The organism is Bacteroides propionicigenes, from assembly GCF_018390535.1.
Classification (GTDB): domain Bacteria; phylum Bacteroidota; class Bacteroidia; order Bacteroidales; family Bacteroidaceae; genus Bacteroides; species Bacteroides propionicigenes.
Genome location: NZ_JAHBBW010000004.1, coordinates 286279 through 306736, shown reverse-complemented (window position 1 = coordinate 306736; position 20458 = coordinate 286279). Strand labels below are relative to the sequence as shown.

At 37.1% G+C, this 20458-nt stretch carries 25 protein-coding genes and 1 pseudogene; 23 read left to right on the top strand and 3 right to left on the bottom strand.

What is annotated here, in order from left to right; all coding sequences use genetic code 11:
- The first annotated feature begins 9 nt into the window (after window positions 1–9).
- From KG118_RS08170 to KG118_RS08090, 18 genes and pseudogenes are all read left to right on the top strand, one after another.
- Window positions 10–1206 (top strand): EpsG family protein, encoded by a 1197-nt coding sequence (locus KG118_RS08170; protein ID WP_117712657.1) that lies wholly within the window; start codon window positions 10–12, stop codon window positions 1204–1206.
- Entirely contained in the window at window positions 1203–2432 is a 1230-nt protein-coding gene (locus KG118_RS08165; protein ID WP_117712655.1) for a glycosyltransferase family protein, read from the top strand. The genes KG118_RS08170 and KG118_RS08165 overlap by 4 nt, the downstream gene beginning before the upstream one ends.
- Window positions 2429–3289, top strand: coding sequence for a glycosyltransferase family 2 protein (locus KG118_RS08160; RefSeq protein WP_117712652.1), 861 nt, complete (start codon window positions 2429–2431; stop codon window positions 3287–3289). Before KG118_RS08165 ends, KG118_RS08160 begins: the two co-directional genes overlap by 4 nt.
- Window positions 3282–4187, top strand: coding sequence for a LicD family protein (locus KG118_RS08155; RefSeq protein ID WP_117712650.1), 906 nt, complete (start codon window positions 3282–3284; stop codon window positions 4185–4187). The genes KG118_RS08160 and KG118_RS08155 overlap by 8 nt, the downstream gene beginning before the upstream one ends.
- On the top strand, window positions 4184–4903 hold the full coding sequence (locus tag KG118_RS08150; RefSeq protein WP_117712648.1) for an IspD/TarI family cytidylyltransferase: 720 nt from the start codon (window positions 4184–4186) through the stop codon (window positions 4901–4903). The genes KG118_RS08155 and KG118_RS08150 overlap by 4 nt, the downstream gene beginning before the upstream one ends.
- A 2-nt stretch (window positions 4904–4905) precedes the next feature.
- A complete protein-coding gene (locus KG118_RS08145) occupies window positions 4906–5739 on the top strand; it encodes a hypothetical protein (protein WP_117712647.1) in 834 nt (277 codons plus the stop codon).
- Between the two features lie 45 nt (window positions 5740–5784).
- Window positions 5785–6768 (top strand): NAD-dependent epimerase/dehydratase family protein, encoded by a 984-nt coding sequence (locus tag KG118_RS08140; protein WP_117712645.1) that lies wholly within the window; start codon window positions 5785–5787, stop codon window positions 6766–6768.
- 85 nt (window positions 6769–6853) lie between these two features.
- Window positions 6854–7801, top strand: a complete 948-nt coding sequence (locus tag KG118_RS08135) for an acyltransferase family protein (protein WP_158561005.1) — start codon at window positions 6854–6856, stop codon at window positions 7799–7801.
- An 89-nt stretch (window positions 7802–7890) separates the two neighbouring features.
- Window positions 7891–8244: a hypothetical protein gene (locus KG118_RS17460; RefSeq protein WP_117712641.1), complete on the top strand. Its 354-nt coding sequence runs from the start codon at window positions 7891–7893 to the stop codon at window positions 8242–8244.
- 121 nt (window positions 8245–8365) lie between these two features.
- A pseudogene (locus tag KG118_RS08130) lies at window positions 8366–8671 on the top strand (IS66 family transposase); the annotation flags it as partial.
- A 130-nt stretch (window positions 8672–8801) separates the two neighbouring features.
- Window positions 8802–9698: an NAD-dependent epimerase/dehydratase family protein gene (locus KG118_RS08125; protein WP_117712640.1), complete on the top strand. Its 897-nt coding sequence runs from the start codon at window positions 8802–8804 to the stop codon at window positions 9696–9698.
- Between the two features lie 37 nt (window positions 9699–9735).
- Window positions 9736–10710: an MraY family glycosyltransferase gene (locus KG118_RS08120; protein ID WP_117712708.1), complete on the top strand. Its 975-nt coding sequence runs from the start codon at window positions 9736–9738 to the stop codon at window positions 10708–10710.
- A 118-nt stretch (window positions 10711–10828) separates the two neighbouring features.
- Window positions 10829–11143: a hypothetical protein gene (locus KG118_RS08115; protein WP_117712638.1), complete on the top strand. Its 315-nt coding sequence runs from the start codon at window positions 10829–10831 to the stop codon at window positions 11141–11143.
- A gap of 53 nt (window positions 11144–11196) precedes the next feature.
- Complete coding sequence (gene tnpB / locus KG118_RS08110; protein ID WP_117712636.1) at window positions 11197–11502, top strand: IS66 family insertion sequence element accessory protein TnpB; 306 nt, start codon at window positions 11197–11199, stop codon at window positions 11500–11502.
- Window positions 11503–11600: 98 nt separating this feature from the next.
- Entirely contained in the window at window positions 11601–12617 is a 1017-nt protein-coding gene (locus tag KG118_RS08105) for an IS66 family transposase (RefSeq protein WP_233514911.1), read from the top strand.
- A 238-nt stretch (window positions 12618–12855) separates the two neighbouring features.
- Complete coding sequence (locus tag KG118_RS08100) at window positions 12856–13989, top strand: OmpA family protein (protein WP_117712632.1); 1134 nt, start codon at window positions 12856–12858, stop codon at window positions 13987–13989.
- Between the two features lie 489 nt (window positions 13990–14478).
- A complete protein-coding gene (locus tag KG118_RS08095) occupies window positions 14479–14967 on the top strand; it encodes an HU family DNA-binding protein (protein ID WP_117712631.1) in 489 nt (162 codons plus the stop codon).
- 65 nt (window positions 14968–15032) lie between these two features.
- On the top strand, window positions 15033–15128 hold the full coding sequence (locus tag KG118_RS08090) for a smalltalk protein (RefSeq protein WP_158561007.1): 96 nt from the start codon (window positions 15033–15035) through the stop codon (window positions 15126–15128).
- On the opposite strand, the gene KG118_RS08085 is transcribed toward KG118_RS08090, so the two are convergent.
- Genes KG118_RS08085 through KG118_RS08075 form a run of 3 tightly spaced genes read right to left on the bottom strand, consistent with a single transcriptional unit; the run spans window position 15125 to window position 15999 of the window.
- Window positions 15125–15391 (bottom strand): hypothetical protein, encoded by a 267-nt coding sequence (locus KG118_RS08085; RefSeq protein ID WP_117712629.1) that lies wholly within the window; start codon window positions 15389–15391, stop codon window positions 15125–15127. The two genes, KG118_RS08090 and KG118_RS08085, sit on opposite strands and share 4 nt — an antisense overlap.
- 6 nt (window positions 15392–15397) lie before the next feature.
- A complete protein-coding gene (locus tag KG118_RS08080) occupies window positions 15398–15760 on the bottom strand; it encodes a phage holin family protein (RefSeq protein ID WP_117712627.1) in 363 nt (120 codons plus the stop codon).
- A gap of 29 nt (window positions 15761–15789) precedes the next feature.
- Window positions 15790–15999: a YtxH domain-containing protein gene (locus KG118_RS08075; protein ID WP_117712625.1), complete on the bottom strand. Its 210-nt coding sequence runs from the start codon at window positions 15997–15999 to the stop codon at window positions 15790–15792.
- A 201-nt stretch (window positions 16000–16200) separates the two neighbouring features.
- Here KG118_RS08075 and KG118_RS08070 point away from each other — a divergent pair, with 201 nt between their 5' ends.
- The 5 genes from KG118_RS08070 (at window position 16201) to cysC (ending at window position 20458) form a co-directional block, all read left to right on the top strand.
- Window positions 16201–16653: a lipocalin-like domain-containing protein gene (locus KG118_RS08070; protein WP_117712623.1), complete on the top strand. Its 453-nt coding sequence runs from the start codon at window positions 16201–16203 to the stop codon at window positions 16651–16653.
- A 49-nt stretch (window positions 16654–16702) separates the two neighbouring features.
- Entirely contained in the window at window positions 16703–17206 is a 504-nt protein-coding gene (locus KG118_RS08065) for an SPOR domain-containing protein (RefSeq protein ID WP_117712621.1), read from the top strand.
- 248 nt (window positions 17207–17454) lie between these two features.
- Entirely contained in the window at window positions 17455–18270 is an 816-nt protein-coding gene (gene cysQ, locus KG118_RS08060) for a 3'(2'),5'-bisphosphate nucleotidase CysQ (protein WP_117712612.1), read from the top strand.
- Window positions 18271–18288: 18 nt separating this feature from the next.
- On the top strand, window positions 18289–19842 hold the full coding sequence (locus KG118_RS08055; RefSeq protein ID WP_117712610.1) for an SLC13 family permease: 1554 nt from the start codon (window positions 18289–18291) through the stop codon (window positions 19840–19842).
- A 7-nt stretch (window positions 19843–19849) separates the two neighbouring features.
- Window positions 19850–20458: an adenylyl-sulfate kinase gene (gene cysC, locus KG118_RS08050; RefSeq protein WP_117712608.1), complete on the top strand. Its 609-nt coding sequence runs from the start codon at window positions 19850–19852 to the stop codon at window positions 20456–20458.

Genomic DNA, 20458 nt, shown 5'->3' with positions numbered 1-20458 from the left:
TATTTTTATATGTATGTAGCTTTAGCTGTTTGTTGCTTAGCTGTTTTCTTTTCGTGGCTTGCTTCTATTAGAAGGTTTCGATATGGGTTGTTTGTGTCTTTTTTTATATTGGGTATTTTTTCCGCGCTACGTTATGATTTTGGTACTGATTATTTGACTTATGTTGCTGATTTTAAATATAATGAATCTATAACGTTTAGTACGATTATTTTTGACTTAGAATTTACAAAAGAACAAGGCTGGGCATTTTTTATGAAGTGCTTTTCCCCTTTAGGATATATCGTTTTTTTTGGTTTATTATCTGTTTTTATTTGTAATACATATTATCGCTTAATTAAGCGATATGTTCCAAGAGAATATTATTGGTTTGCCACGTCAATCTATGTCTTTAATTTTAATTTATTTATATTACAGCAGTCAATGATTGGCCAATCATTTGTTATGGCAATTTGTGTAAACATATTTATGAAAATAGATAAACTCTGCACCAAAAATGAGTCTGTAAGTACATGTAGTATTTCAAAACAATCTCAAATTGTTGTTTATGGTCAGAGTAAAAAACTACAGAATACCCTCCCACAACGAAATATAAATCTTGATCAAATTTTACCCATTATTGGTTTATTGTTTGTTATTACAACTTTGCATATGAGTTCTGTTGTGATGATACCTTTTTTACTTTTGTGTTTTTTGCCAATGCAAAATGATAAATTGTTAGGTATTACAATGGGCATATTGGTAATTATAGCATGGGTTTCTAGTTCATTTACTCAATCATTATTCCAACAGTTTATGGTAATAAATGTCGTATCAGAATATAGTGATAAATATTTGATGGAAGATGGCATGAAATTTGGTATCAGGCGTGTTTTTGAATATTTTCCTTTTATTCTTTCTATTTTTTATTTATGTAATGATAAGATTATAGAAAAAAGAAGACAGTTAGTATTTATGTCTATGGTCAGTTTCGTTATCCTTCCTTTTGCCTCAATAATGTTGCTTATTGCTAGATTGGCTTATTATTTCGATATTTTTTCAATAGCGGCATTTCCTTTAGTATATCAAAATATAAAAATAGGATTTATTAGAAAATGCCTCATCGGATTAATGTTAGCCATTAATATTTATATGTGGTTTTATTTGATTACAAATGACGAATGGGATGGTAAATTTCTGGAATATCGAACATTTTTTTCAATACTATGAAGCAAAAGAAAAATGTGGTGGTAATGAGTACTATGTACTATCCTGATATGGGTGCACCATCTGCGGTTATTGATAAGTATATCAAAGCTTTGAGTTGTGTGTGTAATTTTTACTATATAACAAAGACGTATAAAGAACATACTGAATTTGTTAATAAAGAAAACATTTTATATATTTCTAGTATATGGCATAAGTTATTAATGTTTTGTAATAAGAATCAAAACAAGGTTGTTGTTACAATTATTCTAGCATTTATTAATGCTCATAAATTATTAATGACACAAATATGCAATCCAAATGCAAATTCATGGGAGAGTAGTTCGTATTACAATGTGCTTGAGAATCTTCATTCTAAAAAGAAAATTGATTGTGTAATCAGCGTTTCTAATACAGTATTCACACAGTTTGCAGCAATGAGATTTAAGAAGAAGCATCCTAATATTAGGTGGGTGAATTTTGTGACTGATCCATATACTACAAACTATGTATATTACAGGTATAAATTATTTAAGGGATTATGGAATAAATTATTCAAAAAAACGGAAAAGAGTTTCTATCTTCATGCAGATGTTAATCTAATGTGCCCCGAGATGTATGAATATGCAAAGAGTGCACTTTCAATTCCTCTTTCAAAATTAGTATGCATGAATTTCACCTTGAATGAAGAGTATAAAGATTTTTCATCAAATGTACATATTAATGAAAAGGTAAAATTTGTATATGCTGGGGCTGTATACAGGGATATCCGTAACCCTCAATTCATGTTGAATACTATATCACAAATTACAAACAGCGTTACAGATTTATTTATTAAAAAAGGAGAGTGTGAAGATATGCTCATTAATCTGCCTAAAAATATCAATAGATATGAATTCGTTTCGTCTGAGGAGTATGGTCGAATGATATGCGAAAAGTACGATATTCTTTTGAGTATTGGAAATAGAAATACAATACAATTTCCAAGTAAAACACTTGATTTGATTTCCACAGGAAAACCAATTATTAATTTTTATTTTGAAAAAAATTCTCAATACGAGATGATTGAGCAATATCCACTTGGGATAAATATTGCTGAAGGGGATTTGAATGCAAAATCAGTTATAACTAATTTCTGTCAAAAATTTAAAGGAAAACGTCTGAGTTTTGAAACAATCAAGTGTATATTTCCTCAAAATATCTTTGAAAATCAATTGAAAACTTTCAAAAATAATATTGATATAATATGATTGCAATTCTATTATCTACATATAATGGAGAGAAATTTGTTGGTGAACAGATAGAGTCAATTATATCTCAAACTAATAAGGATTGGCATTTGTATATTCGCGACGATGGCTCAAAAGATAGTACTATAAAAGTTTTAGATGAATATGCCTCAAAGTTCCCCAAACAAATTTCAATAGACATCTCATGTCCATCAAACATGGGAGCTGGAGAATCCTTTATGTATCTTCTTTCTGTTGTAGATGCAGATTATTACATGTTTTGTGATCAGGATGACGTTTGGAATAACGATAAAGTGGAAAAGACTTTTCAACGTATAAGAGAGATAGAATCTGTCCATGATGAAACTATCGGAATTGGTGTCTTTACTGACCTGACCCTTGTTGATTCGAATTTAAATATTTTGTCTGCATCTCTTTGGAAAGCAGATAATCGTCATCCTGAATACACAAAAAGTTTCTATAAACAATGGACCAATAGACATGCTTCTTATGGTTGCACACAAATGTTTAATAAGGCAGCGAAGGAATTAGTACTTCCTTATAGACAATTTAAAAATATTATGGGTGGTCATGATAATTGGGTTGAGTATATCCTTATTAAAAAGGGAGTTTATGAGTACATTGATGAACCAACTATTCTCTATAGGCAACATGGAGCAAATGTTGTAGGAGCAAATTTTGGACATGGATATCGTCAGGAATTGAAAAAGATAATTCATAATCCTTCAATATTGTTAAAGAATTTAAGAAAGGACTATGATAGAATGAAATTAATGCCATTCCATGTTTCTTTATTCCTTGTTTTATGGTATAGATTTAAACAGAGTATAACTTCATTTTTTAACATTAATGGATAATATTGATAAATATCGCAATTATGTTTTGGCAAACGATGTCACAATACGTCAGTTACAAGATAAACTTCTTGAAATTTTCATGTACTTTAAGAAGATATGTGAAGATAATGGCTTAAATTATTGGTGTGGTGGCGGAACAATGCTGGGGGCTGTAAGGCATGGCGGTTTCATTCCATGGGATGATGATTTAGATGTTTTCATGCCCCGAAAGGATTATGAGAGTTTGTATAAAATTTGGAACACGATAGCTGATACGGATCATTATGCACTTGTGAGAACTGATCGTTCTCATAATTATCATCATACAGCTATGAACCTTGTTGATTTAAAAACAACTTTTATACAGTTTCATTCCGAAAATGAGGATATATACCATGGTTGTTATATTGATGTTATTCCTTTTGAAGGGTGTCCTGACGGAAGATTGTCAAGGGCATTTCAGATTTATCATTCTATTATGTATTCTGTATTCAACTGCCAGAGGTTACCGAATAATCAAGGAAGAATGCTTAGGTATCCAGTTATGTTACTCTTGGGAATGATAAAGTCTCAAAAATTACGATATAAACTCTGGACTTATCATCAGAAGCAAATGACCAGATATGATTTTTATACTGCTAATATTGTCAAGGAAACAGTATCATCTTTCAAGGGGTTATTTCGTGAATATGACAGGCATGTGTTTGATACCACAGAGATTCTGTTTGAAGGGGTGTCTGTGAAAATCCCTGTAGGATATGATCATTACATGAAAAAAATATACGGAGATTATATGAAGGTTCCTGATGATGTCTATGAAAATATGTCTGGAAGGTATAGCAGAATAAAATTTATTGATTTGAAAAATTCTTTTAAAGTATATAAAGGTCTTTGGTATTTAAAAATAGACAAAAAATGAAAAATATTGCAATTATTTTTGCGGGTGGTTCTGGATTGAGAATGAAGACAGTGTCTAAACCTAAACAGTTCTTAGAACTTAATGGAAAACCTGTTATCATTTACACTCTTGAACTATTCGACAACCATCCAGAAATAGATGGCATTGTTGTTGTTTGTATTGAGCCTTGGATTTCATTCTTGATGAAACAATTAAAAAAATTTGAGATAAGTAAGGTTGGTGCCGTCGTGCCTGGGGGGAAAACTGGTCAAGACTCAATTTATAATGGTCTTACTATAGCAAAGAATACTTATGGGGAGAACTGTAATGTTTTAATTCATGATGGAGTACGCCCTCTAATTAAAGAGCAGACAATTTCGGAATGTATTATTACTACCATAGAAAAAGGAAATTGCATCACTTGTATTCCTGCAACAGAAACATTTGTAATAAAACAAGATGATGACTCTCTAGAAATACCAATGAGGGCAAATTCTTTAATTGCAAGAGCCCCACAATGCTTTAGACTTAAAGATATTTTAGATGCGCACCAAAAAGCACAGAATGCTGGGTGTCATGACTATGTTGATTCTTGCTCTTTAATGAGCCACTATGGGCATAAGATGAATACTATCATCGGTCCTATGGAAAATATTAAGATTACAACACCGACGGATTTCTTTATTTTTAGAGCGATGGTAGAGGTGCATGAAAATCAACAAATTTTTGGATTATAAAGATGAAGAAAAAAATGATATTTTCTTTATTTTTATTTCTCTCTGTTATCCCAATTAGAACTGTTTTATTTCCTTCAGATATTGTCATTGTAGATTATATGGAGCAATCCAAAAGTTTCTCTCAGCAAGGTGCAGCAGCTTTTGGTGACTATCTCTTTCAGTTTACTGCAGAGATGATTTGCGATATATATGATTTAAAAAACAAGAAGTATATAGGTAAAGTGGTAGGAGATTCTTCTCCTATTAAGCATTGTGACACAGTTTGCTTTGGAATAGAGAAATATGATTCGGATGATTCTTTTCCTGTAATTTATATTAGTGGAGCATTAATTGGTCTCGATGAAAAGGAAAGCTATATTTGGGTATACCGAATTTTGAATGATAATAATGTATGGAGTTTGAACCTCGTTCAAACCATAGTACTCCCTACTACTAATGAAATTGGGTGTTGTCCGGATGCATTGATCTCAAAAAAAGATGGTTATTTGTGGATAGTTGGTTGGGATTATGCAATTCCTTATAATCAGGAAAATGGTGCCGGAGCAAGACTCAAGTTGACAAAATTTGATATTCCATCTTTACAGGAAGAATTAGTTTCTCTTTGCATTGAAGACTCTATATCTCGATTAATTGTTGATAATGCCCATGCAATTCAACAAGGTATGTGCATTAATGACGACAGTATCTTTGTCCCATATGGGGATTCAGCATTAGGTTATCAAGGTATTGATGTGATTGATATAAATAAAGAAAAGGTTGTCAAGAATATAGATTTAAACAATACAAGTGTCAGTGAACCTGAAGCTGTTTTTTTTATCAAGGAGAAATTTTCATAGCAGACCAGGCTACAACAATAAAGCATATTATAAAATACTGATTATATGAATCTACACAACTTTACTTCGCAACTGAAGCAGACAAAATTTCTCATAACTGGAGCTTCAGGATTGATTGGATCTTCATTAATTCACACCTTACTATCATTGAATTTGGGAATTAGGATTACTGCTCCTGTTAGAAATTGCGCTAAAGCAAAACTAAAATTTACAGATGAAGAGATTCCATATATTGATTTTATTGAAGGTAATCTAATTGAATTTGACTATTCTGAAATTTTGGGCGTTGATTATATTATTCACTGTGCGGCACCTACTGCCAGTATTTTTTTTATAAAGCATCCTGTTGAAACTTCAGAATTCATTTACGACACAACAAAAGTGTTACTTAAATATGCTGCTAGTTCAGATATCAAAGGGTTTGTTTTTCTTTCTTCTTTGGAAATTTATGGCACAATTATTGATGATAACGAGCCTGTGACAGAAGATGTACAAGGATATTTAGATCCAATGTCTGTGAGAAGTAGTTATCCAATGGCAAAACGCGCTGCAGAAAATCTTTGTTGCCTTTATGCCGATGAATATAATGTGCCAGTTAAAGTCGCTCGACTTACTCAAACAACGGGTGCTGGTTTTGCGATAGACGATAATCGAATAATAGCACAATTTGCACGACTTACTGCACAAGGAAAGGATATTGTATTACATACTACAGGTGAATCTGCACGTCCTTATTGTTACACAGAAGATTGTGTTTCTGCCATCATTTATATTCTTATAAAAGGCAATTCAGGAGAAGCTTATAATGTGGCAAATGAAGAGACATATATCTCTGCATGTAAAATGGCAGAATATCTACGTGATAATTTCAATCCAAATATAAATGTCCGTTTCGAGTTAAATGATAATATGGGATATGCTCCAGCTTCTAAGTTACGCTTATCGACTCGGAAATTAAGAAACCTAGGTTGGGAGTCAAAATTTGGATTGCATGAAATCTTTGAAAAGGTAATTAATTATATATCTTAGATATCTTTCATTAGTAATATGACACTTTCTATAATTTAGTATGCTATTTAATTTGTCGAAAATCAGTTTGTTAAGAAGTTCTTTAATGGGAGTGGGGACACTTCTTATAATAATATGTCATGCATATGGAAATAACGTAAAGATGCCCGGCATTCTTAGCAAAATTGTAAATAATGGACAAATAGGTGTAGACATTTTCTTATTACTTTCTGGTATAGGAATTGCTTGCTCGTTATCGAATATAAATATATTTGACAGTGGTAAATCTCTTAAGGAGTGGTACATAAAACGAGTATTAAGAATATACAAACCATTTACAATATTGTCTGTATGTTATTACATTTATAAGTTTTTCTTTGAGGACATGTCCTTGTATGAGTCATTATTACATTTTTCAAACTTATCATGGTGGATTAATGGAAGAGGTGCATGGTATGTTTCATTAATTATATTACTCTATTTACTTTCTCCTCTTTTATATATTATGTTATATAATGCGAGATTCAAATGGCTTTATCTTGCAATTATAAGTTTCGCCCTAATGATACTATGTCAGGATGATAATTATACCTGGTTTTGGTATGGTAGCAATGCATTGAAAAGGTCGCCATCATTTCTGATAGGAATGGCAATAGCAAAATATGTTCAAGAAGGGAAAGAAATAAACTTTGGGCTTCTTACTGTTGTAAGCATGATTGTTTTTGGCCTATCTTCTTTTTTGTTCCCAAATTCTTTTTGTAAATGGATTGTTGTATTACCATTTGTAATAGTGTTGGTTTATCTAATAGAAAATCTTTCAAATATACAATTTCCATTGAATTTTCTTGGGATGATTTCTTTGGAGTCCTATCTAACAAACATATACATTGGAGATATATTAAACCATAAAAAATGGATTATTTGTGGATGGGATTTAAGTTATGGTCACTATTTAGAGTATTCGTTTGTCATAATCTTAGGTTTAATAATTGCTTATTACGCGAATATTGTATCAAAGAAGATATTAATTCAGATAGGCAACACTAAATACTAAAAATTATCTTATGGACAATCTAGTAAGTAGTCAAAAACTGGCTATTAATTGAAAGTTCTATCTTCGTTGCCAACCCAATTTATAGAATTATGTATAGCAGTGAAGATCTTGAAAGGTTTTACTTTCAGTACCAGACGGAGTCTTTTCCTCATGGAGAATCTCTCCAATCGTTTAGTGTTAAGCACAATGTTACTTATAACATCTTTCAGAAATGGTTCAAGGATACTCGCAAAAAAGTAGTTGAAGTCCGGATTGATGGCGTTCCTGTGATTAACCATGAGGAAAAATCCAAGCCTATTGATCAGCCTCAGACAGTATCAAAAAGCGATAATGACAATCCTGTCCGTAACATTCGCATAAACAATGGATTGCATTTATCTCAAAAGAATTTAAGCTACCGGGATTTAGTTCGGATGGTAGAGAAACTGGAGGGTTTATGCTGAGTGTTACCGGTCTCAATCATTTTTATTATGTTCGTGACTTTACCGATATGCGTTGTAAGCACAGTCGTGTGTTGTCTATCATTCGCGAGTGACTTCACCGGGAGTCAAGTGATGGAGATGTCTTTATTATCTGAATCGGTTCTGGAAAGAGATATTTGCTTACTTGGATGATGGTGGACTGCCGATAGACAATAATCTTGCTGAGCGAACTATTCGAAAGCTGACTACCCAGCGTAATAATTCATTTCATTATGGCAGTGATGCCGGCGCTGAGATGGCTGCAACTTATCACAATGTAATAGGAACGGTAAAGCTTCATGGCAGTTCTATTTGGAACTTCATCGGAACTCTTTTCAAAAATATCTTTAACGGATGCAGGGATTATGTTAATAGGGTTTCTGACAAAATCACTTTGGCTACCAGCTAATGTTAAATTCAAAACTAATTAATTAACAAAAAACGGTTTAGGGCACTGAAAAGTGCCCTAACAAAGGGGGGGATGCCCTAAATTGAGTGCTTACAATAGTGAGTTATTTAGTTGAAAAAGTTATAAATTTATGAGGCTTTTATTTACAGGTTCTTCTGGTTTTTTGGGAAATAGTATATATTCTCTTTTAAAGAATATGTATGATGTCACAACAGTAGGGCTGATGCCTGGTGATAATTATACCATAAATATTGCTAAGGAGATCCCTGCTTTTAATGAAGTATATGATATCGTACTACATGCTGCCGGAAAAGCTCATTCGATACCCAAAACGGAAAAGGAGAAACAACTGTTTTTCGATGTGAATCTACAAGGAACTAAAAATCTTTGTACAGCATTGGAAAGAACAGGAATACCCAAAGCATTTGTCTTTGTTTCTACAGTTGCTGTCTATGGGTGTGATTTTGGTGAGAATATTACAGAAGAACATCCTTTAAATGGAAAAACTCCTTATGCTATGAGTAAGCGTCTTGCAGAAGAGTTTCTGCAAGAGTGGTGTAGTAAAAATGAGGTGGTGTTAGGCATTATTCGTCCTTCTTTAATTGCAGGTCCTAATCCACCGGGTAATTTGGGAGCAATGATAAATGGAATTCGTAGTGGGAAATATATGAGCATTGCTGGAGGAAAAGCCCGTAAGAGCGTGCTTCTGGTACAGGATATTGCCACATTAGTCCCTTTGTTAACAGAAAAAGGAGGCGTTTATAATGTTTGTGACAGTTACCAACCTACATTTAGAGAACTGGAAATAGTTATTTGTAAGCAGTTGAGAAAGTCTTTGCCGATATCAGTTCCGTATTGGATAGCTAAGTGTATGGCATTGTTAGGTAATGTTCTTGGGAAAAGGGCTCCAATCAATACTTCTAAATTGAAAAAAATAACAGAGTCCTTAACTTTTAGTAATAAAAAGGCAATACGAGAATTAGGTTGGAAGCCGACAAATGTATTGGAAAACTTTAGAATCGAATAAACTTTTGATGTTTTTCTAACAAAGAGATAATAAAATGATGTATTATTTAATTATTTTAGTTCTGCTATTTTTAGCAGAACTTTTTTATTTTAAAGTCGCGGATAAGTATAATATCATTGATAAACCTAATGAGCGTAGCAGTCATACACGAATAACCCTGCGTGGTGGGGGAGTTATCTTTTATTTCGGGGCATTGGTATATTTTCTGACGAGTGGATTTGAGTATCCATGGTTTATGTTAGCATTGACTTTTGTGGCTATTATTAGTTTCATAGATGATATTCGTTCCACATCTCAGAAATTAAGATTGGTGTTCCATTTTTCGGCTATGGCTTTGATGTTCTACCAATGGGGATTATTCTCTTTATCTTGGTGGTGGATAATTATAGCTTTGATAATATGTATAGGTATTATTAATGCTTATAACTTTATGGATGGTATTAACGGGATAACTGGAGGTTATTCATTGGTAGTTTTGCTGTCTTTGGCTTATATCAATGAGGAAGTTACTCCGTTTGTGGAACAAGAACTGATTTATACAGTAATAATGTCAGTACTGGTTTTTTGTTTCTTCAACTTCAGAAAGAAAGCACGATGTTTTGCAGGTGATGTGGGGTCGGTAAGTATTGCTTTTATTTTATTATTCTTGCTAGGAAAGCTGATTATCCAAACAGGGGATTTTAGTTGGATTATATTGCTGTCAGTATATGGAGTGGATAGCGTATTGACAATTTTTCACAGGTTGATGTTGCATGAGAACATAGGCTTACCGCATCGTAAGCATTTATATCAGTTAATGGCTAATGAACTAAGGATACCTCATGTGGTGGTGTCTGTTATCTATATGGTATTGCAATTTTTGATAGTAGCAGGATTATTGTGGTTACCGGTAGATCATTGGGTGTATTTTTTTACGGTTATTGGTGGTTTAGCCGTAATTTACATTATTTGTATGTATAGATATTATCCTTTGCACGAGACTTACTTGAAACAACAAAATATAATAAAGTGATATTTGGGATATAGTTACTTTATTCAATATGAATAAAAAGTTAGCGTCCAAAAATGACGTATAGGATAAACGAAATAGCAGGCAGAACTTTGCTTTCGTTAAATCAAAAGCAAAGTTTATGTATAGTTACAATGATTTTGAGCGTCTGTTTGTGCGCTATAAATTGGAAAACCTCCCCTCTGGTGTTTCGATTGAGAAATTCTGTATGTCCAACAAAGTTCCTTATAACCTGTTTGCAAAATGGTACAAGGATACCCGAAAGAAGATAATTCCTGTTCAGGTTTTGGGTGTTCCCTCACCGGAATCGGAAATGCATGAAATTCCTTCCCCAATCTCGGAACAAAATCGGGAAGTGGATACCTGGCTTTCTTCGCCTACCGAACTTCGAATCCATGTTGATATCCGCATGAGCAATGGTGTTCATATCAGTTAGAAAAATTTAAGCTACGCAGGTTTGAAAAGCCTGTTAGAGAAACTGGAGGGCTTATGTTGAATATAACAGGACTAAACCGCTTTTTCTTTGTTTGTGATTTCCACGATATGCGCTGTAAATATGACAAGGTTTTATCCATCATCCATCAGCGGTTGAACCGTGAACCGGAAGACGGCGATGTTTTTATCGTGATGTCCAAAGATTTACGTCTGGTTCGTTTGTTCAGTTATGACCAAATGTCTTACAGCATGTTTGAGAGACGTTTCAGGCCCGGATACAAGTTTCTGTATGTAACCTATGATGGTGATGAGAAGATTTATTCAATCAACTGGCAGGATGTCATTCTCTTGCTGGAATGAAACTGTTTTCTTCCGCAAGGAAGCTTAAGGGACGGGAGGAGACTCCGGCACCTTTTGCAGACCCATATTCAGATATGACCCCTGATGAAAAATCAAAAATGATAATAGCGCTGATGGCTGCCCGTGAGCAGGACGCTGAACATATCCGCCGTGACGAGGCCCGGATAGATGAACTGCTGTCCAAGGTTGACGAACTGTTGTCTTTGCAGAAGGCTGCCATGGCCGCAGAAAAAGAGCGTGACGATTATAAACGGCTGGCCGGTAATCTGGGGTCCTCCCTGCCGCAGTCCGGTGAGGCTTCTGCTCGGGGAGAGGACGTTGAGACAAAATCAAAAGATGCCCGTCTTTATCGTCAGGGACTTTCTTACCGTACCATGAGTGCCGACAATATGGTTTGTCACAACAGTGATATTATCTATTGCTACGAGGACGGTTCCAGAGGACGTGATGCCTTGAAGTATATTCTGGGAGACAGTCAGGTGAAAGCCCTTCAGTCAGACGGCTACAATGCCTATATGTATCTGGATGACCATGTGGTCGATATGGAGCATCTCTGTTGCATGGCTCATGCCCGTGCTAAGTTCAAGTATGCATTGGAGCAGGGCGATGATAAGGATGCCGCTTTCATATTGGAGCTGATAGGTGAGCTTTACAAACTGGAGCGGGAGTATGATGAAGGTAGGTTGTCCCCCGGACAGATAAGGCTTTGCCGGAATAGTTTGAAGACCAAAGAAATAATCATAAAGTTACGCAGTAAGCTTGACGTCTTGCTCAGTGACGGTCATCCGCCCCGTGGAGAGTTGATGGAGAAGGCCATAAATTATATGGATACTTTTTGGACTCAGCTGTTCGCCTACTTGAATGACGGCTCTTATTCAATCGACAATTCCATTGCCGAACGTTTTATCCGTCCCTTGGTGGGTGAGCGGAAGAACTCTTTATTCTTCGGAAGTGACAGGATGGCCCGCGTCTCAGCGGTATATCATACCATCATCTCCACATGTAAGATTCAGGGTGTGTCTGTGCTGGCTTATTTCAAGAAATTTTTCAGCGAAATTGTTAAAGGACGTAGGGATTATGAACATTTATTACTCTTGACTATCGGATTGAACTAACAATAAATCTTAAAAATCAATATCCTTTTTTGACGTTATTTATTAGGAAACCGCCTTGTGGCGGCTTTCCTTGGGGGACACGTCAAAATTGGACGCTAACTTAATAGAATAATAAAACTGATATTTTGCTCTATTAGTAGGAAACATTGTTCTTTTTGTTAACTTTAAGTTTTAAATATTAGCTATTATGTTGTTTTATTCCTACTTTCGTGCCCCGAATTTTAAAGAATAAACAGACATGAGAAAAATTATTGTAAGTATTGCATTATGTATGGCTGTTGTAGCCGCTAATGCGCAGAAAGCTGTAGTAGGGAACAAGTTTACAGACAATTGGTCAGTAGGTTTTAATGCAGGTGGAACTACTCCTCTTACTCACAGTGCTTTTTTCAAAGATATGAGAGCTGTATTAGGAGTGGGCTTGAATAAACAAGTTACTCCGGTATTAGGATTGGGGTTTGAAGCGATGACAAGCATAAACACTACTTCAAGCCAAACAGCATTTGATAACACTAATCTGAGCTTACTGAGCACATTGAATCTGAATAACCTGTTCTGTGGTTATACAGGTGCTCCAAGATTCTTTGAAGTAGAAACTGTTGCCGGTATCGGTTGGTTGCATTATGCCGTAAACGGTGCAAGTGATCTTAACAGTATGTCAAGCAAATTGGGTCTTAACTTTAACTTTAATCTGGGTGAAGAAAAGGCGTGGACCTTGGCTTTCAAACCTGCTTTAGTGTATGACATGAGTGCGGATGGAACAGATAATGTATGTTTCAACGCCAATCGTGCAGCTTGGGAGTTTACAGCCGGACTGAAGTATCACTTCAATTGTAGTAACGGTAAGCGTTACTTTACTTTCGTGAAGCCGTATAATCAATCGGAAATAGATGCTCTGAATGAGCAGATTAACAACTTGCGTCAGGAGGCTAACAACAATGCGGCAGCACTGAAAGATGCCAACCAAAAAGCTGCAGAGCTGGAAACCGCTCTGAATGATTGCAAGAACCAGGCTCCGAAAGTAATTACGGAAACTGTTACCAATAACAAGAAAACTTTGGAATCAGTTGTAACATTCCGTCAGGGCGGAACTTCTGTAGAGTCTTCACAAACTCCTAACGTAGAACGTATCGCTACTTATCTGAAGAATCATAAAAATGCAACCGTATCTATCAAAGGTTACGCTTCGCCGGAAGGAAATGCCGATGTGAACGCCCGTATTGCCAAGCAACGTGCAGAATCTGTTAAGAATTTGCTTATCAATAGATACAAGATTGCTGCAAATCGCATCACTGCGGAAGGTCAGGGTGTAGGTAATATGTTTGAAGAAGCTGACTGGAATCGTGTCAGCATCTGTACAATCAATGAGGACTAATCTGTTGGATTGAACTAATAACAAATTTAAGAATCAATATCCTTTTGATGTGTAACCAGCCGGAATTACTTTTTTTAAAGTGATTCCGGCTGGTTTTATTAATTGTTTCAGAGCTTGTAAATGAAAAACTGTATATTTACATATAGCTTCTAAAAAAATAGAATGGAACAAATGCGTAAATTGCCTATAGGCATACAGACTTTACACATTGAAGTTTCCCAATGATGAAGTTCGTTATGGCTTCTTGAATTTTTTGGTTCCCTTTAGTAAGGAGACGCGCAATATAGAACGTTATGTGGTAGATGAACTGTAAAACCGGAAGTATATAACAGATAGTAAATAAGCATATTATAAATCATTTTCAGAAAACAGCTCCAGCGGGGCTGTTTTCTTTGTTTATGCCTGTATATATTCTCACCTTTGCATCGTTGATCAACGAAATGAGATTTTAAAAAAGATGTTTAATTTAAAATGTAAAGGAGAGATAATATGCCTCTATTTTATTATGCGAGACAGTCGCAAATTGCAACAAAAGAAGGTGTGAAGACATGGCACTTGAGCCTGAAAAAAGTGGGAAAAACGGTAGATACGCAGTTATTGGCAGAGAATATTGCCGAGAAATCTTCATTGACGCCGGGTGATGTGCAGAATGTAATCCGAAACTTGATGTCGACAATGCGGATGTATCTGCTAAATAGCCGTACGGTGCGGTTGAATGGTTTGGGTACATTTACCATGAAGGCTCGTACACGAGGTAAGGGTACGGAGAAAGCGGAAGATGTAAATCCGAGTCAGGTGACAGCGTTACGTTGCCAGTTTACTCCGGAATATACGCGTCCCGCTGCTATGGGTACTACCCGTGCTTTATTGCAAGGAGTAGAATTTGAGAAATGTATGGAAACGGCAACTGATGGCAGTTCCTCCGGTGGCAGTGATGGATTACCTGATGACGGAGAGAAAGATAATCCGCTGGGATAAGTCGTGTAAAGTATGATAGTAATGAGTTATTAGTGTTTAATGATTAAAAAATGAAAATTATGAGTATCAAAGTATCGGTTTGGGATAAGATTCTGAAAGTGATTATTGCAGTGGCAAGCGCTATTGCAGGTGTGATTGGCGGACAAGTGATAGGGATTTAACCTCTTGGTCTGAATATTTTTCTGACTTTTCTCATCAACTTTATTCCAAGCATTACTCCGTCGAATATTGCCATGCCGGTATTAAATGCCCGCATGACAGCTGTTCCTTTGTCTGCTGCAGGAGCAATAGGGGCGAATAAATTACGGGCGGTATCGGACATGACCTGCTTTTGGGCACGCAACTCTTCTAAGGCTTCGGCTCTTTGGCGTTGAAGGTCTTCTAATGTGAGAATCTCTGTCTTGGAAGTTTCATTCATATCCATGATATTTTAGTTCTTGTCGTTATCTATGAATAATCCTGCAATGAATTTGGTCATTGGATTAATAATGAATTTCTTGCGGAATATGACGATTAGTGCAATCAATAGGATGTGGAAACAACTTATCATGGCAAAACTCACCATTAATCCGCCTACTATGGGGTCTAATATATAGGCCAGGGTAAAGGATAGATAGAACAAAGCCACCATGCCGAGGATGACGACCAGTAACACGAGTATAAGTGTGGAAAGCAATATGGTCAGCTTTTCCGCTACTTCCAGCTGGGTGTATTTTTTTTGTAGTTCCAGATATTTCTTGAAATCGAAAAATAGCTGCTGGATATTCTCAATACTGTTGTCATCTGCAAACATAGTGGCTTTGTTTTGAAATGTGGTTTGATTTATTCGTTTGCTTCGCCTTTAATTTCTGCGGCAATCTCATCAACGAGGTTTTCCATTTCATTACGGTTCAACCGGATACCTTTTTTGCGAAGGATTTCTGCAATCTTATGACGCGTATCTTCACCTTTTTCCGGGGCAAACAAAACACCGATGGCTGCGCCCACTGCTGCACCACCTAAAAACGCTGCTAAAACATTTAATCCTTTCATAATAATACTCCTTTCTTTTTATTAGGTCTAATATGACAAAGCTAACAAAATATTTTGAATGATTGTTCAATAATTCTTGTTTTTTAGAAATATGTGCCATGAAAAACGACAAAATGTAGATTTTAATTATATTTAACGGCATTGGAGGGGGGAAGATAAGCGGTTCGGCGTACTTTTGTTCCCTAAATAAAAAAGTGGTATATGAAAAAATTGCTGAACGGGACAATACTATTACTTTTGATGTGTATAGCACCGGGACTGACGTCTTGCATGAATGACGGAGGTTCTGACTGGGTAGGAAAATGGCAGTTGCGCGAATATCAGTATTCCGACGGTAAAGTACAGAAAGTAGACAGTATTTTCTATGGTTTTCAAAAAGGTAGTTTTCTGGCATATTGTATGAATGAAAATGGAAACTATGAAGGTTTTTATGGTTATTATAAGTTGAAAGATGATGAAATTTCTATAACTTTGTGGCCGGATAACAGTTCCGGAAACGAGGCTGCGCATGAGGAGTTGGTGAATTCGGAAAGCTATAAGAAATTCTTTGGCTGGGGAGATACCGGCGAAAGGACGTTTAAGGTGGAAGAACTGACAGGCAAGAAGATGCGATTGAACTATGAAGGAACTAAATATGTTTTTCGTAAGTATTGAGTGTAATTTGAGAATAGACATAGTTACTAACAAAAAATAAAAGAAAAAGATGAAAAAACTGGCAGTGTTAGGAATGGGAGTATGTATTGTACTGGCATTCTCTTCTTGTAAGTCAAGTGAAAGCGCTTATAAGAAAGCATATGAAAAAGCTAAACAACAGGAACTGGCAGAGCCGCAGACTGCCGCACCGGTAGAGGAGGTTGCTCCTGTAGTTAGCGCTCCTGTAGAGGCTAAGGTGGTGGAAAGTGCACCGGTAGGCACAATTCGTCAGGAAAAGGTGACGGTAGTATCGGGCGTTGACGGGCTGAAGGATTATAGCGTTGTATGCGGTAGCTTCGGCGTAAAAGCGAATGCGGAAAACCTGAAGAACTTCTTGGATAAGGAAGGCTACAATGCGGTTATTGCATTTAATGCAGAAGCAGCGATGTATCGTGTGATTGTAAGCACATATGCAGACAGAAACTCGGCTGCCAATGCTCGTGACGCTTTCAAAGCTAAATACCCTAACCGTCAGGATTTCCAGGGCGCTTGGCTGCTGTATCGCATTAATTAATTTGAATTCTTTTTGGTAATTCATAAGAAAGGGGTATTTTCCTCCTTTCAAGATAGGGCAGTAACTGGGAAGTTACTGCCTTTTTTTATAATCCGCTGGAAATGATTATGAAACATCGGTTTCTAAGATTGTGAAAAGTACTTATAAATTTCTCTTTTTCGTTTAAAAGAAGTTATAAAACAAAATTAAAAACTTTTGGCGGTAGAAAAGTTTTTAATTTTGCACCTTGTATATTTTTAGAATACAATATGGAACGACGATATATACTTGACGCGATTGATGCAGCACTGTGTGCGGGTAAAGATATTCTTTCTATTTACAACGATCCGGCGTCAGACTTTCAGGTAGAAAGGAAAGCGGATAATTCTCCTTTGACGATTGCTGATAAAAAGGCGCATGAAACGATTGCCGGTTATCTGCGTAATACTCCTTATCCGTTATTGAGCGAAGAAGGAAAGCATTTGCCCTACACGGAAAGGCGTATGTGGACTACTTTATGGATTGTGGACCCGCTGGACGGTACGAAAGAGTTCATAAAACGAAATGGAGAGTTTACGGTTAATATTGCTTTAGTGCACAATTCCATTCCGGTAATGGGGGTTATCTATCTTCCGGTAAAGAAGGAACTCTATTTTGCAGAAGAATGTTTAGGAGCGTATAAACTGGCTGATATTACAACTCGCGGTGGTATGTCGTTGGAGGAGTTAATGGCAAAGGCTGTTTGTTTGCCGGTTCAGGAGAAACATGATAAGTTTGTGATTGTGGCGTCCCGTTCACATCTTTCTTCCGAGACCGAAGACTACATTGAAAAGATGAAGCGTTGTCATACGGATGTAGAATTGGTTTCCAGCGGGAGTTCTATCAAAATATGTTTGGTTGCGGAAGGTAAAGCGGATGTATATCCCCGTTTTGCTCCGACAATGGAGTGGGATACAGCCGCCGGGCACGCCATTGCACGGGCTGCCGGTATGGAAGTGTATCAAGCCGGAAAGGAAGAGCCTTTACGGTATAATAAAGAAGATTTGTTGAATCCCTGGTTTATAGTAGAGCCCAGGCGTAATTAAATAACGACTCGTAGATATATGACGTTTGAAATCATATTTGTGCTTTTAGCGCTGTTGGGCATGGTGATGGCCTTGATTCTGGACAAGATGCGTCCGGGAATGGTGCTTTTCTCGGTTGTGGTGTTATTCCTTTGCGTAGGAATCCTGACACCCAAAGAAATGCTGGAAGGATTCAGTAACAAGGGGATGATTACGGTAGCGATGCTGTTTTTGGTCAGTGAAGGTATTCGCCAGTCCGGTGCATTGGGGCAACTCATCAAGAAGCTCCTCCCACAAGGTAAAACTACTGTTTTCAAGGCGCAGCTCAGAATGTTGCCGACAATTTCCTTTATCTCCGCTTTTCTGAATAATACTCCTGTTGTTGTAATTTTCGCTCCGATTATAAAGCGTTGGGCGGAGTCGGTAAAGCTTCCGGCTACGAAGTTCCTGATTCCTCTTTCGTATGTAACGATTCTGGGCGGTATCTGTACTTTGATTGGTACTTCCACAAACTTGGTGGTGCATGGCATGATACTGGATGCCGGTTATGAAGGATTTACCATGTTTGAACTTGGTAAAGTGGGGATTTTTATTGCGATAACAGGTATTATCTATTTGTTTCTGTTTTCTTCCAAGCTGCTGCCGGATGTCCGTAAGGATGCTGTGAAGCCCGATGACGAGCCGGAAGAACACAGTGACCTGCATAGGGTGGAGGCTGTATTGGGCGCTCGTTTTCCGGGAATCAACAAGAAACTGAAGGACTTCAACTTTAAACGTCATTACGGTGCAGAGGTTATAGAAATAAAGCGTAACGGTCAGAGTTATGCGCAGGGCTTGGAGAATGAATATTTCCGGGAAGGCGATACGGTGGTTGTTATGGCGGACGACTCTTTTGTACAGACGTGGGGGGAATCTTCCGTCTTTGTGATGCTTGCCAATGGCAAGGATACTGAACCTGTTGCGAGCAAGGGTAAGCGTTGGTTTGCACTTGCTTTACTGATTCTGATGATTACCGGAGCTACGGTAGGCGAATTACCGGCTGTGAAGGAAGCTTTTCCGGATATCAAGCTGGATATGTTTTTCTTTGTGTCTGTTACGACTATTATAATGGCATGGACAAAAATCTTCCCGGCCCGTAAATATACCAAATATATATCATGGGATATATTGATAACGATTGCCTGTGCTTTTGCTATCAGTAAGGCGATGGTAAATTCGGGTGTGGCGGATGCCGTGGCTAAGTACATCATTGGTCTGACAGAACATTACGGGCCTCAAGTGTTGCTGGCTGCCGTCTTCATTATTACGAACCTCTTTACCGAATTGATAACGAATAATGCCGCTGCTGCGCTTGCTTTTCCGTTGGCGCTTTCCATTTCGTCACAGTTGGGAGTAAGTCCGATGCCTTTCTTTGTGGTTATCTGTATGGCTGCCTCGGCAAGTTTCTCGACGCCTATCGGTTATCAGACCAACTTGATAGTACAGGGTATCGGTAACTATAAGTTCACGGATTTTGTTCGTATCGGACTTCCGCTGAATATTATCACTTTCTTGATTTCTATATTTCTTATTCCCTTAATTTGGCCATTTTGATTGAATTATGATAGAAAATAACAACAATATTTATCCAATCTTCGACCGTATGCTGGCACGCGAGGACAAGGAAGAACTCCTGAAGCAGCGTAGTGTGATGATTTGGTTTACCGGGCTGAGCGGTTCGGGCAAGAGTACGATAGCTATCGCTTTGGAGCGTGAGTTGCATAAGCGCGGATTGCTCTGCCGTATTTTGGATGGCGACAATATCCGTAGCGGCATCAATAATAATTTGGGATTTACGGAAGCGGACCGAATAGAGAATATCCGCCGTATAGCCGAGGTGTCCAAGCTGTTTGTAGATACGGGCATTGTAACGATTGCGGCTTTTATCAGTCCCAGCAATGACATCCGCGAAATGGCGGCGAATATTATCGGAAAGGATGATTTTCTGGAAGTGTACGTCAGTACACCCATTGAGGAGTGTGAACGCAGGGATGTAAAAGGCTTGTACGCAAAGGCGCGCCGTGGAGAGATTAAGAACTTCACCGGCATTTCCGCACCTTTCGAGGCTCCTGCTCATCCGGCATTGGTACTGGACACATCCGCATTGAGTTTGGAAGAATCCGTCAATAAGCTACTGGAATTAATTTTACCGAGAATTCAGAAGAAATAA

Excerpts from the sequence above, each read along its gene's own strand:
- KG118_RS08170 (WP_117712657.1), top strand. The coding sequence starts at position 10 with ATGTATGTAGCTTTAGCTGTTTGTTGCTTAGCTGTTTTCTTTTCGTGG.
- KG118_RS08165 (WP_117712655.1), top strand. The coding sequence starts at position 1,203 with ATGAAGCAAAAGAAAAATGTGGTGGTAATGAGTACTATGTACTATCCT.
- KG118_RS08160 (WP_117712652.1), top strand. The coding sequence starts at position 2,429 with ATGATTGCAATTCTATTATCTACATATAATGGAGAGAAATTTGTTGGT.
- KG118_RS08155 (WP_117712650.1), top strand. The coding sequence starts at position 3,282 with ATGGATAATATTGATAAATATCGCAATTATGTTTTGGCAAACGATGTC.
- KG118_RS08150 (WP_117712648.1), top strand. The coding sequence starts at position 4,184 with ATGAAAAATATTGCAATTATTTTTGCGGGTGGTTCTGGATTGAGAATG.
- KG118_RS08145 (WP_117712647.1), top strand. The coding sequence starts at position 4,906 with ATGAAGAAAAAAATGATATTTTCTTTATTTTTATTTCTCTCTGTTATC.
- KG118_RS08140 (WP_117712645.1), top strand. The coding sequence starts at position 5,785 with ATGAATCTACACAACTTTACTTCGCAACTGAAGCAGACAAAATTTCTC.
- KG118_RS08135 (WP_158561005.1), top strand. The coding sequence starts at position 6,854 with ATGGGAGTGGGGACACTTCTTATAATAATATGTCATGCATATGGAAAT.
- KG118_RS17460 (WP_117712641.1), top strand. The coding sequence starts at position 7,891 with ATGTATAGCAGTGAAGATCTTGAAAGGTTTTACTTTCAGTACCAGACG.
- KG118_RS08125 (WP_117712640.1), top strand. The coding sequence starts at position 8,802 with ATGAGGCTTTTATTTACAGGTTCTTCTGGTTTTTTGGGAAATAGTATA.
- KG118_RS08120 (WP_117712708.1), top strand. The coding sequence starts at position 9,736 with ATGTATTATTTAATTATTTTAGTTCTGCTATTTTTAGCAGAACTTTTT.
- KG118_RS08115 (WP_117712638.1), top strand. The coding sequence starts at position 10,829 with ATGTATAGTTACAATGATTTTGAGCGTCTGTTTGTGCGCTATAAATTG.
- tnpB (WP_117712636.1), top strand. The coding sequence starts at position 11,197 with ATGTTGAATATAACAGGACTAAACCGCTTTTTCTTTGTTTGTGATTTC.
- KG118_RS08105 (WP_233514911.1), top strand. The coding sequence starts at position 11,601 with ATGATAATAGCGCTGATGGCTGCCCGTGAGCAGGACGCTGAACATATC.
- KG118_RS08100 (WP_117712632.1), top strand. The coding sequence starts at position 12,856 with ATGAGAAAAATTATTGTAAGTATTGCATTATGTATGGCTGTTGTAGCC.
- KG118_RS08095 (WP_117712631.1), top strand. The coding sequence starts at position 14,479 with ATGCCTCTATTTTATTATGCGAGACAGTCGCAAATTGCAACAAAAGAA.
- KG118_RS08085 (WP_117712629.1), bottom strand. The coding sequence starts at position 15,391 with ATGGATATGAATGAAACTTCCAAGACAGAGATTCTCACATTAGAAGAC.
- KG118_RS08080 (WP_117712627.1), bottom strand. The coding sequence starts at position 15,760 with ATGTTTGCAGATGACAACAGTATTGAGAATATCCAGCAGCTATTTTTC.
- KG118_RS08075 (WP_117712625.1), bottom strand. The coding sequence starts at position 15,999 with ATGAAAGGATTAAATGTTTTAGCAGCGTTTTTAGGTGGTGCAGCAGTG.
- KG118_RS08070 (WP_117712623.1), top strand. The coding sequence starts at position 16,201 with ATGAAAAAATTGCTGAACGGGACAATACTATTACTTTTGATGTGTATA.
- KG118_RS08065 (WP_117712621.1), top strand. The coding sequence starts at position 16,703 with ATGAAAAAACTGGCAGTGTTAGGAATGGGAGTATGTATTGTACTGGCA.
- cysQ (WP_117712612.1), top strand. The coding sequence starts at position 17,455 with ATGGAACGACGATATATACTTGACGCGATTGATGCAGCACTGTGTGCG.
- KG118_RS08055 (WP_117712610.1), top strand. The coding sequence starts at position 18,289 with ATGACGTTTGAAATCATATTTGTGCTTTTAGCGCTGTTGGGCATGGTG.
- cysC (WP_117712608.1), top strand. The coding sequence starts at position 19,850 with ATGATAGAAAATAACAACAATATTTATCCAATCTTCGACCGTATGCTG.